15 protein-coding genes and 1 tRNA gene are annotated in these 12,923 nt (G+C 36.7%); 12 read left to right on the top strand and 4 right to left on the bottom strand.

All coding sequences use genetic code 11. From position 1 onward, the window contains the following. From nrdR to nusB, 5 genes are all read left to right on the top strand, one after another. Positions 1-483, top strand: coding sequence for a transcriptional regulator NrdR (gene nrdR, locus ACFIKI_RS03050; protein WP_375665622.1), 483 nt, complete (start codon positions 1-3; stop codon positions 481-483). Beyond that, complete coding sequence (gene ribD, locus ACFIKI_RS03045; RefSeq protein WP_375665621.1) at positions 476-1,603, top strand: bifunctional diaminohydroxyphosphoribosylaminopyrimidine deaminase/5-amino-6-(5-phosphoribosylamino)uracil reductase RibD; 1,128 nt, start codon at positions 476-478, stop codon at positions 1,601-1,603. Before nrdR ends, ribD begins: the two co-directional genes overlap by 8 nt. Next, complete coding sequence (locus ACFIKI_RS03040) at positions 1,585-2,202, top strand: riboflavin synthase (protein WP_375665619.1); 618 nt, start codon at positions 1,585-1,587, stop codon at positions 2,200-2,202. The genes ribD and ACFIKI_RS03040 overlap by 19 nt, the downstream gene beginning before the upstream one ends. A gap of 80 nt (positions 2,203-2,282) precedes the next feature. Next, a complete protein-coding gene (locus tag ACFIKI_RS03035; protein ID WP_375665618.1) occupies positions 2,283-2,738 on the top strand; it encodes a 6,7-dimethyl-8-ribityllumazine synthase in 456 nt (151 codons plus the stop codon). 2 nt (positions 2,739-2,740) lie between these two features. Continuing rightward, a complete protein-coding gene (gene nusB / locus ACFIKI_RS03030) occupies positions 2,741-3,211 on the top strand; it encodes a transcription antitermination factor NusB (RefSeq protein WP_375665616.1) in 471 nt (156 codons plus the stop codon). A 77-nt stretch (positions 3,212-3,288) separates the two neighbouring features. Here nusB and ACFIKI_RS03025 read toward each other — a convergent pair whose 3' ends face one another. Continuing rightward, the gene (locus ACFIKI_RS03025; RefSeq protein ID WP_375665679.1) at positions 3,289-3,768 is read right to left on the bottom strand and encodes an outer membrane protein assembly factor BamE; all 480 of its coding nucleotides are present in this window, start codon (positions 3,766-3,768) and stop codon (positions 3,289-3,291) included. 224 nt (positions 3,769-3,992) lie between these two features. Here ACFIKI_RS03025 and ACFIKI_RS03020 point away from each other — a divergent pair, with 224 nt between their 5' ends. From ACFIKI_RS03020 to ACFIKI_RS03000, 5 genes are all read left to right on the top strand, one after another. Next, positions 3,993-4,550, top strand: coding sequence for a DUF177 domain-containing protein (locus ACFIKI_RS03020; RefSeq protein WP_375665615.1), 558 nt, complete (start codon positions 3,993-3,995; stop codon positions 4,548-4,550). Between the two features lie 157 nt (positions 4,551-4,707). Next, entirely contained in the window at positions 4,708-5,778 is a 1,071-nt protein-coding gene (gene plsX, locus ACFIKI_RS03015; RefSeq protein ID WP_375665613.1) for a phosphate acyltransferase PlsX, read from the top strand. A 49-nt stretch (positions 5,779-5,827) separates the two neighbouring features. Continuing rightward, positions 5,828-6,802, top strand: coding sequence for a beta-ketoacyl-ACP synthase III (locus ACFIKI_RS03010; RefSeq protein WP_375665611.1), 975 nt, complete (start codon positions 5,828-5,830; stop codon positions 6,800-6,802). Positions 6,803-6,879: 77 nt separating this feature from the next. Then, complete coding sequence (locus tag ACFIKI_RS03005) at positions 6,880-7,203, top strand: integration host factor subunit alpha (RefSeq protein ID WP_375665610.1); 324 nt, start codon at positions 6,880-6,882, stop codon at positions 7,201-7,203. Positions 7,204-7,393: 190 nt separating this feature from the next. Further along, entirely contained in the window at positions 7,394-7,897 is a 504-nt protein-coding gene (locus ACFIKI_RS03000) for a MerR family transcriptional regulator (protein WP_375665609.1), read from the top strand. Between the two features lie 1,049 nt (positions 7,898-8,946). Here the strand turns inward: ACFIKI_RS03000 and thrS are convergent. The 3 genes from thrS to ACFIKI_RS02985 form a co-directional block, all read right to left on the bottom strand. Beyond that, positions 8,947-10,923 carry a threonine--tRNA ligase gene (gene thrS, locus ACFIKI_RS02995; RefSeq protein WP_375665608.1) on the bottom strand — a complete coding sequence of 659 codons (1,977 nt, stop codon included), beginning with the start codon at positions 10,921-10,923 and terminating at the stop codon, positions 8,947-8,949. 112 nt (positions 10,924-11,035) lie between these two features. Continuing rightward, the gene (yidD, locus tag ACFIKI_RS02990) at positions 11,036-11,386 is read right to left on the bottom strand and encodes a membrane protein insertion efficiency factor YidD (protein ID WP_375607118.1); all 351 of its coding nucleotides are present in this window, start codon (positions 11,384-11,386) and stop codon (positions 11,036-11,038) included. After that, positions 11,387-11,815: an iron-sulfur cluster assembly scaffold protein gene (locus ACFIKI_RS02985; RefSeq protein WP_375622461.1), complete on the bottom strand. Its 429-nt coding sequence runs from the start codon at positions 11,813-11,815 to the stop codon at positions 11,387-11,389. It abuts the gene before it with no gap. 125 nt (positions 11,816-11,940) lie between these two features. Between ACFIKI_RS02985 and folE the strand changes: the two genes are divergently transcribed. Both folE and ACFIKI_RS02975 read left to right on the top strand, forming a co-directional pair. Continuing rightward, entirely contained in the window at positions 11,941-12,552 is a 612-nt protein-coding gene (folE, locus tag ACFIKI_RS02980; RefSeq protein ID WP_375665607.1) for a GTP cyclohydrolase I FolE, read from the top strand. Positions 12,553-12,690: 138 nt separating this feature from the next. Next, positions 12,691-12,775, top strand: a tRNA-Leu gene (locus ACFIKI_RS02975). Positions 12,776-12,923: the final 148 nt, after the last annotated feature.

Here is a 12,923-nt window from a genome sequence, read left to right as displayed (position 1 = left end):
ATGCGCTGTCCTTACTGTCAATATGAGGATACACAGGTTAAAGACTCACGTCCAGCAGAAGAGGGGGCGGTGATTCGACGCCGCCGTGTGTGTTCCGTTTGTGGTGGTCGTTTTACAACTTTTGAGCGTGTTCAGTTGCGTGAGCTTTTGGTTGCTAAAAAAAGTGGGCGATGTGAGCCATTCGATCGTGACAAGTTAATGCGATCGGTTGATGTGGCTGTACGTAAGCGCAATATTGATCCTGATCATATTGAACGAGCAATTTCTGGCATTGTGCGTCAGCTTGAAAGTTTGGGGGAATCAGAGATTGCTTCAGAAAAAATTGGACATCTTGTGATGGAAGCATTGAAGAGAATTGATGATATTGCTTATATTCGTTTTGCTTCTGTGTATCGAGATTTTCGTAATGCAAGCGATTTTCACGATGTTATAGATGAATTGTCAAAGGGTATCGCGGATACAGAATCTCGTTTTGATGAATAAAAAAGTGCAAGATGAACGGTTTATGGCTGCAGCTATTCGTTTAGCAGAACGTCATGTCGGTCTTACAGGTGGGAATCCTTCCGTTGGTACGTTAATTGTGCAAAACGATAATGGTGCGGGGGCTTTTATTGTTGGCTATGGCGTAACAGCTATTCATGGGAGTCCTCATGCAGAAGTGCAAGCTTTACACATGGCAGGTTCTTTGGCTCAAGGAGCGACTGCTTATGTTACTTTAGAACCTTGTGCGCATTATGGAAAAACTTCGCCGTGTGTGAATGCACTTATTGATTCAGGTGTTTCTCGAGTTGTTGTTGCGCTGACTGATTGTGACAAGCGTGTTGATGGTCATGGTATTGCTCTTTTGCGAGCGGCAGGTATTGAAGTGGTTGAAGGCATTTTAGCTGAAGAGGCTTTTGAATCCTTATGGACGCATTGGTGCATAAGAAAGATGCAACGCTGTGCTGTCACTTTTAAAATGGCAATTTCTGCCGATAATGGTGTGGGAAAAAGGGAGAAGGGTGGAATAAAAATTAGTGGAACGCTTTCTCACACTCATACCCATATTCTACGCGCTCAAAATAATGCTATCATGGTTGGTATTGGCACTATATTAGCAGATGATCCGCAATTAAATTGCCGCTTACCTGGGCTGGAGATGCGTTCACCTATACGTATTATTTTGGATACAGATTTATCTATCCCACTTGATGCAAAGGTTGTTCAAACGGCAACAACAATTCCTACTTGGGTTATTTGTGATGCGAATCTTTCAAAGAAAAATAAAAAAAGCGCGCTGGAACAGTATGGTGTATCTGTGTATTCGGTAAAAATGAGTAATGATTACATGCAGCCACTTGCTATTTTACAGCTGCTTTATCAACATGGAATCAATAGCGTTTTGCTTGAGGGAGGCGCAAAAACAGGGGAAACGTTTTTAAATGCTGGTTGTGTGGATCGTCTGATATGTTTTTATGCACCCGTTATTTTAGGCGAAGGACGTGTTGAAGCCCCTCATTTTGGAAATTATCTTTCGCAATTTCATAAAGTTGAGGCAAGAATGTTTGGAAATGACCGTTTCTATAAATGGAGGCGTAAGGCACTATGTTTACAGGAATTATAACAGATATCGGTTGTGTTGAAGATGTTCAACCTTTAAAGCAGGGGGTGCGTTTAAAGATTTCTACACATTATGCTATAGAAAGTTTAGCAATTGGTGCATCAATTGCGTGTTCAGGAATTTGTCTGACAATTGTAGAGCGAGGATTAAAACAAGAAGATTCCAATTGGTTTGTTGTTGAGGCGTGGGAAGAAACATTGCGTTTAACAAATCTTGCACAATGGACAAAAGGAACTTTTGTTAATTTAGAACGTTCGCTTCGATTGGGTGATGAAATGGGAGGGCATTTGGTTTTTGGTCATATTGATGGTTCGGCTGAAATTATTGATCAAAAAAATGAAGGGGATGCGATTCGTTTTTATCTAAAAGCTTCAAGTCAAGTTATGCCTTTCATAGTCAATAAGGGATCTCTTGCACTTAATGGGACATCTTTGACTGTTAATGGTGTTGAGGATTGTATTTTTGATGTTCTTATTATTCGCTATACACTTGAAATGACAACTTGGGGAAAAGCTAAAATTGGAGATAAAGTTAATTTAGAAATTGATCAACTTGCTCGTTATGTTGCTAAGCTTTTTGCTTTAAAAATGAAAGATGAATAAGCCAAAACTCTATTGATCATTTTTAGAATTTCATACTTTATAATTTCAAATTTTTTGATTCATTTTTGGGGAATCTCATTATGGTGAAAGAGATACGTAAAAAGCCTCATGTATTGATTGTTGAAGCACGTTTTTATGAGGAGATTTCTGATGCGCTTTTGAAAGGTGCTGTGACTGCTTTGCAAAAAGCTGAAGCAAGTTATGATATTGTAACGGTTCCCGGAGCATTAGAAATACCAAGTGCAATAGCTTTTGCTGAACAAAATAAGACATCTTATGATGGTTATGTTGCACTTGGGTGTGTTATTCGGGGTGAAACATACCACTTTGAAATTGTTGCCAATGATTCTTGTCGTGCATTGATGGATTTAACTGTTCATCAGCACTTGGCTATTGGAAATGGCATTTTGACTGTTGAAAACGAAGAACAAGCATGGGTGCGTGCAACACAAGATAATAAAAATAAAGGTGGTTTTGCAGCTGAAGCTGCTTTATGTATGATCGCTCTAAAAAAGAGATTTGGAGATAATCGTTAAATATGGCTGATATAAAAAGCAGACATTTTCCGCGTTCAGCCAATAAACGTGGAGCAGCAAGACTCGCTGCAGTTCAAGCACTCTATCAAATGGATATCGTGGGTTCGGGGGTGATGGAAACGGCAGCTGAATATGAGGCTTATCGTCTGGGAAAAGATCTTGATGGAGACCAGTATCTTGAAGCTGATTTCCAATGGTTTTTGGCTATTATAACAGGTGTTGTAAGAGATCAAAAGCAGCTTGATCCTCTGCTTCATCAACAGCTTTCTGCAGAATGGTCTCTTTCACGTCTTGATTCTATCTTGCGAGCAATTTTACGAGCAGGGCTATGGGAGTTGATCAACCGTAAAGATGTCCCTATTGCAGTTGTTATGAATGAATATGTTGATATAGCAAAAGCATTTTTTGAAGGTGATGAGCCCAAACTTGTTAATGCTGTTCTCGACAGTATGGCAAAAAAAGTTCGCCTCTAAGAGTTATAATTTCTCATATTACTAGGCCTGATAACATCAGACCTAATAATATTGAAACGATATGTAGTCTATATAATTTAGTCATGAGTTGGTAGATTCGCAGGACCTTTTATAATTTGAATTAAGAAAGGGTGTTCTTTTGTTATCGTTGGTGTTGTTTGCGCAATAAAATCAAATACTTGGCCGTCTTGTAGACCGTAGTTAGCAACTTTTGCAACCTGATTATTTTTATTAAAGTAAATGGCTAAAACTTTGCGATCAATAATCTTTGTTTTCATAAATTGCATCCCACGATAGCGTGTCTGTGAGATGTAATAAAAAACTTCATTATCATATTTTGTTTTTAATGAAGGGGTTCCTAAAGTTAAAAGAACTTGCTCTTGACTTGAGCCAATAGAAATAGAGCTTAGAGCATTTTTATCAAGAATATAGCCCTCTCTATAAATTTGGCTTGAACCTGAAGAATCAAGAAGGCTACAACCGGTAAGTGCTACTATATTTGCTATTGATAGACCAACCAATAACTTACGCTTGATTAAGTCCATTATGTGAGGCATTTGAAACAATGATATCTCCTTTTTATACTGAAATGTACGACAAGAAAGCAACCTCAAGTTTTTTCTAATTTTAGCTTAATCTACCGTAGCTTACATTGAGTTTCCCTGTTATAAAGCAAATTATGCCATATAGAATTTCTTTAGAAAAGAAAAAAATGAATGAAATATACTTGAGATAAGTAAAAACACTGTGCTTTATATGTTTTTGTAGTTAGGAGTTGTCAATGAGTGTTCAAAATGTTTCTCAAATGACATTTGCTTTGGCTTATCCAATATCTGTACGTTCTTTACCTGCTAAGGGTATAAGAGTTCATCTTTATGCAAACAAAAAAGAATGTACACATTTAGCTCAGAACCATGATTTAATTGAAGTAAAATCTTGTGAGGGAAAATTCCATATTTTCCCTTGGAAAAAACGTGGAGTGCGGATAAAAGGTTTTTTGCAAGCACGTATACTACAGTTATGTGTTGTTACATTAGAACCATTAGAAAATATTCTCCGTGAAAATATTGAGGTTGTTTTTGTTCCTGAGGATTCAAATTTGATAAAGCCCGAAATATCAGAGGATACAGGAGAATTGTTTTTAGATGTGGAGGGGCTTGATACTCCAGAAGTGTTTTATGATGATAAAATTGATATTGGTGCAATCATGGAAGAGTTTTTTGAGTTGTCTATTAATCATTATCCACGTAAGGAGGGGATAAAGATACATGTGGTTGAAAATTTAGAAGAAGCAGAGCAAAAACTCTCGCCATTTTCTGTTTTAAAAAATTGGAAGTGATTGCAAAAACATAAAAAAATTATCTATTGTGTACTATGATAAAAACGGTATTTCTTTGCTGAGCTATTTTCGTAAGATGTGCTTTGTGAGTGTTCAGGAGCTGGAAATCATAATATGCTTTTGAAGATGTAAATGAGAAGATGTGGGATATGTAAGTGTGATTAAAATTTCTGTGGATGTTATGGGTGGTGATTACGGTCCAGAAGCAACTATTGCGGGAGCAGCAATTATACAAAAGTATTTGTCAAATATTTATTTTTTGTTTTATGGGACAGAGGAGGCTGTTCGTCCGGTTTTAAAAAAATATCCCTGTTTGGATTCTGTGTCGTGCTTTTATCCTACAGAAAGTTATACACGCATGGATGAAAAGCCAAGCCAAGCACTTCGCAATGGACGTGGTAAATCATCAATGTGGTATGCCATTGAAGCGGTAAAAAATGGCGAAGCAGATGCTTGTGTTTCTGCTGGTAATACAGGGGCACTCATGGCCATGTCTTATTTTTGTTTAAAAATGCTAGCAGAGGCTGAACGTCCTGGTATTGCGGGTATTTGGCCAACACTTCGCAGTGAGAGTATCGTTTTAGATATTGGAGCAACGATTGGTGCATCTGCTAGTCAATTGGTTGATTTGGCGGTTATGGGAGCGGGTATGTTTCGCGCTTTATATCACACTGAAAAACCAAGTGTTGGGCTTTTAAATGTGGGGGTGGAAGAGGTAAAAGGGCTTTATGAAATAAAAAAAGCAGGAATGATATTACGTGAAGTGCAGTTAGAAGGATTAGAATATAAAGGATTTGTTGAAGGCAATGACATTGGAAAAGGAACAGTAGATGTTGTTGTAACAGAAGGGTTTTCTGGTAATATTGCTTTAAAAACTGCAGAAGGGACTGCACGACAGATAGGAGAGATTTTAAACTCTGCACTGCGCAGTTCTTTTTTAACATCTCTTGGTTATTTTTTATCGCGGAGTGCTTTTCGTACACTAAAACATAAAATGGATCCCGATAGGGTGAATGGAGGAGTCCTTTTAGGTTTGAATGGTGTTGTCATAAAAAGTCATGGCAGTGCTAATGCTAATGGTTTTGCTTCTGCTATCCGCGTTGGTTATGAGATGGTTAATAATGGACTTTTACAAAAAATAACGGCTGATTTACGGCGATTTCATGAGAATAAAGAAACACTTTTTGATCAGGAAGATGAGGCGATAATAAATGGAGAGTCCTTATGATGAGCTCTTATAATAGAAATGAAAAATCTGAAGAAAAGGTAAGAGCTGAATGATTCGGTCAATTATACGTGGTGTAGGAAGTGCTTTGCCGAAAAAAATTTTATCAAATGATGAGATTGCAAAGTTTGTTGAAACATCAGATTCATGGATTGTTCAGCGTACAGGAATACATCAACGTTATATTGCCAATGAAAATGAAACAACGGTTTCTTTAGGAATTGAAGCTGCGCAAGCAGCTCTTATAAATGCTGGTCTTACAGTAAAGGATATTGATTGTATTATTTTAGCGACCTCGACACCAAATCGTACTTTTCCTGCTTCTGCTGTTGAAATTCAGTATGCTCTGGGAATGAGCCATGGATTTGCTTTTGATATTCAGGCTGTTTGCTCTGGTTTTATTTTTGCTTTAATAACAGGAGATTCTTATTTACGGTGTGGAGCAGCTAAAAGGATTTTAGTTATTGGTTCTGATACATTTTCTCGAATTTTAGATTGGGAAGATCGTACGACATGTGTTTTGTTTGGTGATGGTGCGGGTGCTGTTATTTTGGAAGCACAAGAAATTGAGAGGGGAATTACTTTGGAGCGTGGTATATTATCTGCGAAACTGCGTTCTGATGGTGCTTATATAGATAAGCTGTATGTTGATGGTGGACCTTCAACAACACAAACGACAGGCTATTTACGTATGGAGGGACGAGAAGTTTTTAAATATGCTGTTGGTATGATAACGGATGTGGTGGATGATTGTTTTGCAGCTGCAGGTATCGATTCTTCACAACTAGATTGGTTTGTACCTCATCAGGCTAATAAGCGCATTATTGAAGCATCTGCTAAAAAACTGGGAATTTCATCAGATAAAGTTGTGATTACCGTTAATCAACATGGTAATACGTCTGCAGCATCAGTTCCGTTGGCATTAACAACAGCTATTTGTGATGGAAGGATAAAAAAAGGAGATCTTATCATGTTAGAAGCTATGGGAGGTGGATTTACATGGGGAGCAATTCTTATTCGTTGGTAAATTATGGTTACTTGACCATATTTGAATAAAACGTATAAGTCATTTTTTAATTTTTAATATTTTAATAGGTGGTTATAATGACAAGTAAGACAGTAACGCGTGCAGATTTAGCGAGCGTAGTTTGTAAAAGAGTGGGCTTGTCACATACTGAATCAGCAGCTTTGGTCGAATTGGTTTTGGATGAGATTTGCAACTCACTTGCAAGAGGTGAAGCTGTTAAACTTTCCTCTTTTGCAACTTTTCAAGTTCGCAGTAAAAATGAACGTGTTGGGCGTAATCCCAAAACAGGTGTTGAAGCACCTATTCCGCCACGACGTGTTGTAACATTTAAGGCTGCAAATGTCCTTAAACAGAGAATTTTAGATTCGCATCGAGCAAGGCAGAAAAGTGATATCTCATAATTAAATGCGTAATAATGTTTGGTATTTATTAAAAAAATGTATAAAATATAAATTAAAGTCCTGTGTTTTTTAGAAAAACTGTTTGGTAAGTAGTCAATTTAGTCCTATTTTTGACTAATCTTGTTGGGAAATTGAGGCATAATGAATCGTTGTCAAATCATTTGTTGTGTTTTAGATAAGGTGTTGCAAAATGGATAAAAGCTCTGATGCTTTTCGCACAATTAGCGAAGTAGCCGAGTTGTTGGAGCTTCCGCAGCATGTCTTGAGATTCTGGGAAACACGTTTTAGGCAGATTAAACCAATGAAACGTGGAGGAGGAAGGCGCTATTATCGTCCGATTGATGTTAATTTGCTCAGTGGTATTAAGCAGTTATTGTATGATCAAGGTTATACAATAAAAGGTGTACAGCGTCTTTTGAAAGAAAATGGTGTTGCTTTTGTGACTGCATTTGGTAATGGCGATCTTGATGCCATGAATGTTGTCATAGAGAAAAAACACGCAGAACAAACGTTTGAAAATGCTAGCAATAAACCTAAGAAATCTTCTTTTGGGCTTTTGAGTTTCATAAGGAATGAGGGAGAAGCCTCTGTTGGTTCTGTGAATCTTTATAAAGATAAAACTGATAAAGCATTGTTGCAAGAAATATTGTTTGAACTCATTGAATGTAAACGAGTTCTTGATAGAGCACGATGACAATAATATTTTTTTATTTTATTTTTTAGCAAAATATGTGTTTTAAAAGTCTTATTGTAAATCAACATAGTGTTTAGCGCGATAATGTGTTTCGTAAATATTGAGATGTTTTATAAGTAGGCTCCGAGCTTTATATGTTAAGCGAGTAACTAACGTACTATGTGTATATTTGACTAGTTTTTTAATAAGAGTTTTTAATTTGATAAAATATAAAGAGGGGAAAGAATTAACGCCAAATTTTGCCATTTTCCTTTAATTCAGCTTTATAATTTTCAGGGAAATTAAAGCGATATTTGGTCAGTGAAAATTGCGGGATGTAGAGTGCTATTGGGGTGCCAATTCATGTGCTGGTTTTTAAAAGATATTTCTTAAAGACCCTAAAATCATTTTGTAACGGTACCTATGAATAATATAATGGTAAATCTATCGAGCATCACCATTTTTACGCCTGTGAAGGAGCAAGTCGGCATTACCATTATATTGTCTACTCGCCTCCAATGTTTGCGACAATTCTTGGCACTTGAGACGATTCATAAGAAGTATTTTTTAGTGATTTTTTAATAGTTTTTATCTACACACTCATTCCGCTTGTCATGTGCAAGCGAATGATTTTGATTGATTCAACATAAACAGATTTGAAATGAGAGAATTCTATGATATCCAAGATTCTTATTTAATATGAGTAATGGTAGATTATCGTTTAACTAAGTTACATATTATTTTCATAAATATAATCTTGTTTTTAGTTTTTTCTTGATGTTACGATAATTATCGTAATGATCTATCCGTGATAGTAGCACCATCTTCCTATTATAAAGATAAGAGATTAATGCTATCAATTGGTATTTAATTAATATTCAAAATTGTCTAAGATTTTTGTAACAGTTCTTACATTGAACTTTTTACCAATCTGCCTTGAGAGTGTGATCCTTTCTGGTGATAGGTAATCATGTATTCCCCCAAAAATACTACAGTATCAAATCGTTTGATTTTATATAAAAATTGATGATTTATAGTGAAAAATTAATATTTTACCATTTTCTGTGATGTTACGCATTTATTATACGCTGTAAATCTGGAGGTGTTGCCTCATTTGAGAGTTGCTTAATCACATCTTCTACAGATAAAGAGGTTTGATTCGTACTTCCTAAGCGGCGTATATTTACGCTGTTTGTTTCAGCCTCACGTTTGCCGCATACCAAAATTACGGGGACTTTTTGTAAAGAATGTTCTCGTATTTTATAGTTAATTTTTTCATTGCGGAGATCTGTTGTTGCGGAAAGCCCAACAGCTTTAAGTTTTGCTGTTATTTTTTGGGCATATTCATTTGCTTCGGATGTAATTGTTGCAACAACAATTTGTTCAGGAGCAAGCCAAAGTGGCATATGTCCAGCAAAGTTTTCGATTAATATACCAAGAAAACGCTCCATAGATCCCAAAATAGCACGGTGGATCATAACAGGTTGACGTTTTTCTGAATCTTTATCAATATAGAATGCACCAAAACGTTCAGGGAGATTAAAGTCTATTTGTGTTGTTCCACATTGCCATTCACGACCGATAGCATCCTTTAATGTATATTCAAATTTTGGACCATAAAATGCTCCTTCACCTGGAAGGATGCTTGTTTTGATTTGTCCTGCAAATTTTGTTTCAATCGTTTTAAGGACAGATTCCATGATACTTTCTGCATGATCCCATAATGCATCAGATCCAACTCGTTTTTCTGGACGTGTTGAAAGCTTAAGACTAATTTCTTTAAAACCAAAATCAGCATAAGTTGATAAAATAAGATCATTAATACTGAGACATTCATCGGCTAATTGTTCATCAGTACAAAAAATATGCGCATCATCTTGTGTAAAACCACGCACACGCATAAGACCATGTAAAGAGCCTGAAGGCTCATAACGATGAACAAGTCCAAATTCAGCAAGTCTAATAGGCAAATCACGATAAGATTTTAAACCATGTTTAAAAATTTGCACATGACCAGGGCAATTCATTGGTTTAAGGGCATAAACATTCCCATGATCTGAATCTTCTGCTGCTGAAATTACTTTGAACATATTCTCCTTATACCAACCCCAATGGCCAGATATTTCCCAGAGTGATCTATCGAGAACTTGTGGAGCATTAACTTCAGCATATTGATGATCATCAAGGCGTCTACGCATATAGCCGATCAAATTTTGGAACATTTTCCAACCTTTTTTGTGCCAAAAAATCATTCCTGGCCCTTCTTCTTGAAAATGAAATAAGTCCATTTCACGTCCCAAGCGGCGATGATCACGTTTTTCAGCTTCTTCTAGCATATGGAGATAGGCTTTTAAGTCATTTTCATTTGCAAATGCTGTTCCATAAATTCTTGTGAGCATTGGATTATTGGCATCGCCACGCCAATAAGCTCCTGCAACTTTCATTAATTTGAAAGCATTCCCAATTTGCCCTGTAGATTGCATATGTGGTCCGCGGCAAAGATCAAACCACTCCCCTTGATAATAAACTTTTAAATCTTGATTTTCAGGAATGCTATCAATAAGTTCAACTTTATAAAATTCCTTTTTCTCAGAAAAAACTCTTCTCGCTTTTTCACGAGACCAAATTTCTTTTCTAAAAGGTTTATTGCGTTGGATAATTTCACGCATTTTCTTTTCAATGACGGTGAGATCATCTAATGTAAAAGGTTGTTGGCGAGCAAAATCATAATAGAATCCATTCTCAATAACAGGACCTATTGTTACTTGCGTTTCAGGAAAGAGCTCTTGCACTGCTTCAGCAAGGACATGAGCGCAATCATGCCTTATGAGCTCAAGAGCGCGTGAATCTTCTCGTGTAATAATCTCTACTTGACCAGATTGTCCCAATGGATCCGATAAGTCCCGCATGATACCATCAAGACTATAGGCGACTGCTTTTTTTGCAAGTGATTTAGAAATGGATTCTGCCAATTCCAAGCCTGTCATTTCGGCGGGGTAATTACGTTTTGAACCATCGGGAAAAAAAAGAGAAATAGAGCAAGACATAAAAACACCCTTTTAATCCAATTCCGCTAACGATTGCGGATGGTTTTGTGAAAATTGAGTAAAAAGCTTATAGACTGATTTTTTTATCAATACATATGAAAAAAGGAAAGGATTATTTGTTGTGTTTGTCAGAAATTTTCCAATAACGCCAAGGTTTATAAAAACAGCAAGAATTTCCAAGCGATGGAGGGACTGGATCAAAGCCATCTGTTCCAAAGGGCCCACAACGCATGATACGAAAGAGTCCCATCCATGCACCAGCCCAAAGCCCATGGCGTGCAATCGCTTCATATGTATATTCTGAACAAGTCGGGGCATGGCGACATTGATTGCCTATAAGACTCGAAAGTGTTATTTGATAGAAACGTATTAAGAAAATACCCAATAATCGTCCGGGTGTTTTTTGCCAAGTGCCTGTGTAATTTCGAGTCAATTTTTTTTGTCTAGATTGTGATTTGAACATTTATTTTTCTTCAATTTTTTGAATGCAGTCTATCGTTGCATCAAAGGGTAGTAGTGTTGCTGCATGGCGCACTTTATAGTCTTTAATGGGCTGTAAGCAAGAAAAATCCTCAAATGGAGCTTGAGGAGAAGGACCATTTTGCGTTAGCATTTGGTAGATAACTTCACGCAATATTTTAAGATCTTGTGTTGTTTGTCCGATGATATGAGATGCTAAAAGTGAAGCCGAAGCTTGCCCTAGCACACATGCATGTATTTCGTGGGCAAAATCCGTAATGATACCATTTTCCACTTTTAAATCTACAGTGATTGTCGAACCACAAAGCTGTGCATGTTTTCTTGATGTTGCATCAGGATTATTAAGACGCCCAATTTTGCTTATATGTGCAGCATATTTAAGTATTTTATCGTTATAGATATTATCAATCATGCGCTATTGCCTGAAATTTTGAGAGTCGTGATTGTTTAAACTTTTAATTCGCTTATATAGAGATTATACAAAATGAGATAGGTATGGAGCAAATGCTTTGTATAGAGTAAACTTGGAGTTTTTGAATGCGTAATGTTGTTAAAGAAGACGCAAATTTATCTGAAGAAAAGCGTCCGAGTATTGAAGAGGTGGAAGAAGCGATTCGTACATTACTCTTATGGATAGGGGAAAATCCAAATAGAGAAGGGCTTTTAGATACTCCAAAACGTATAGCCAAGGCATATCGCGAGCTTTTCGATGGTTATAGTCAATCGGTTAAAGAAACCTTAGGTACAGTTTTTGAAGAGGTTTCAGGATACAATGAAGCCGTAATCGTAAAGAATATACCTTTTTATTCACATTGTGAGCATCATATGATCCCAATTATTGGGAAAGCACATATAGCATATCTTCCTAATGCAAAAATTGTTGGGCTTTCAAAAATTGTACGTGTTGTAGATATTTTTTCTCGTCGTTTACAAACTCAAGAAGCTATGACAGCGCAAGTGGCTCACGCGTTAAAAACGTATCTGAAGCCTCATGGTGTCGCAGTATTGATTGAGGCTGAGCACATGTGTATGGCTATGAGAGGAATCCAAAAACAGGGCTCTACAACAATTACAAAAAACTTTCATGGTTATTATGAAAAAGATCAAGCGGCACAAGCACATTTTATGATGATGGTTCAAAGGTCATAGTAGAGCCCATATTTTTCATAATCTCTATTAAGTTATAAGTCGTCTGAATAAAATAAATTATGAGAAAAAGAAAATTGGCTTGTACCTTTCTTGATGATTTGTTAAAGGCTTAAAAACCAAGTTTTTTTCTTTACACGTGCGGTCGTGGCGGAATTGGTAGACGCGCAGCGTTGAGGTCGCTGTGGGGCAACCCGTGGAAGTTCGAGTCTTCTCGACCGCACCAGTTAGCAATTAATCTCTCAATAACGAGAGAAAATTGTGTGAAGAGAGGGATGCGCATTATAGAAAAATCTTTCTTTGTATGTTATTTATTTGGTGTATCCTCAATAATGTTTCATTTTTTATTACTTTAATCTGTGCATTTGAAATGT

The organism is Bartonella sp. TT121SHDZB (genome assembly GCF_042193415.1).
GTDB lineage: Bacteria > Pseudomonadota > Alphaproteobacteria > Rhizobiales > Rhizobiaceae > Bartonella.
This window is presented reverse-complemented; position numbering and strand designations above follow the sequence as displayed.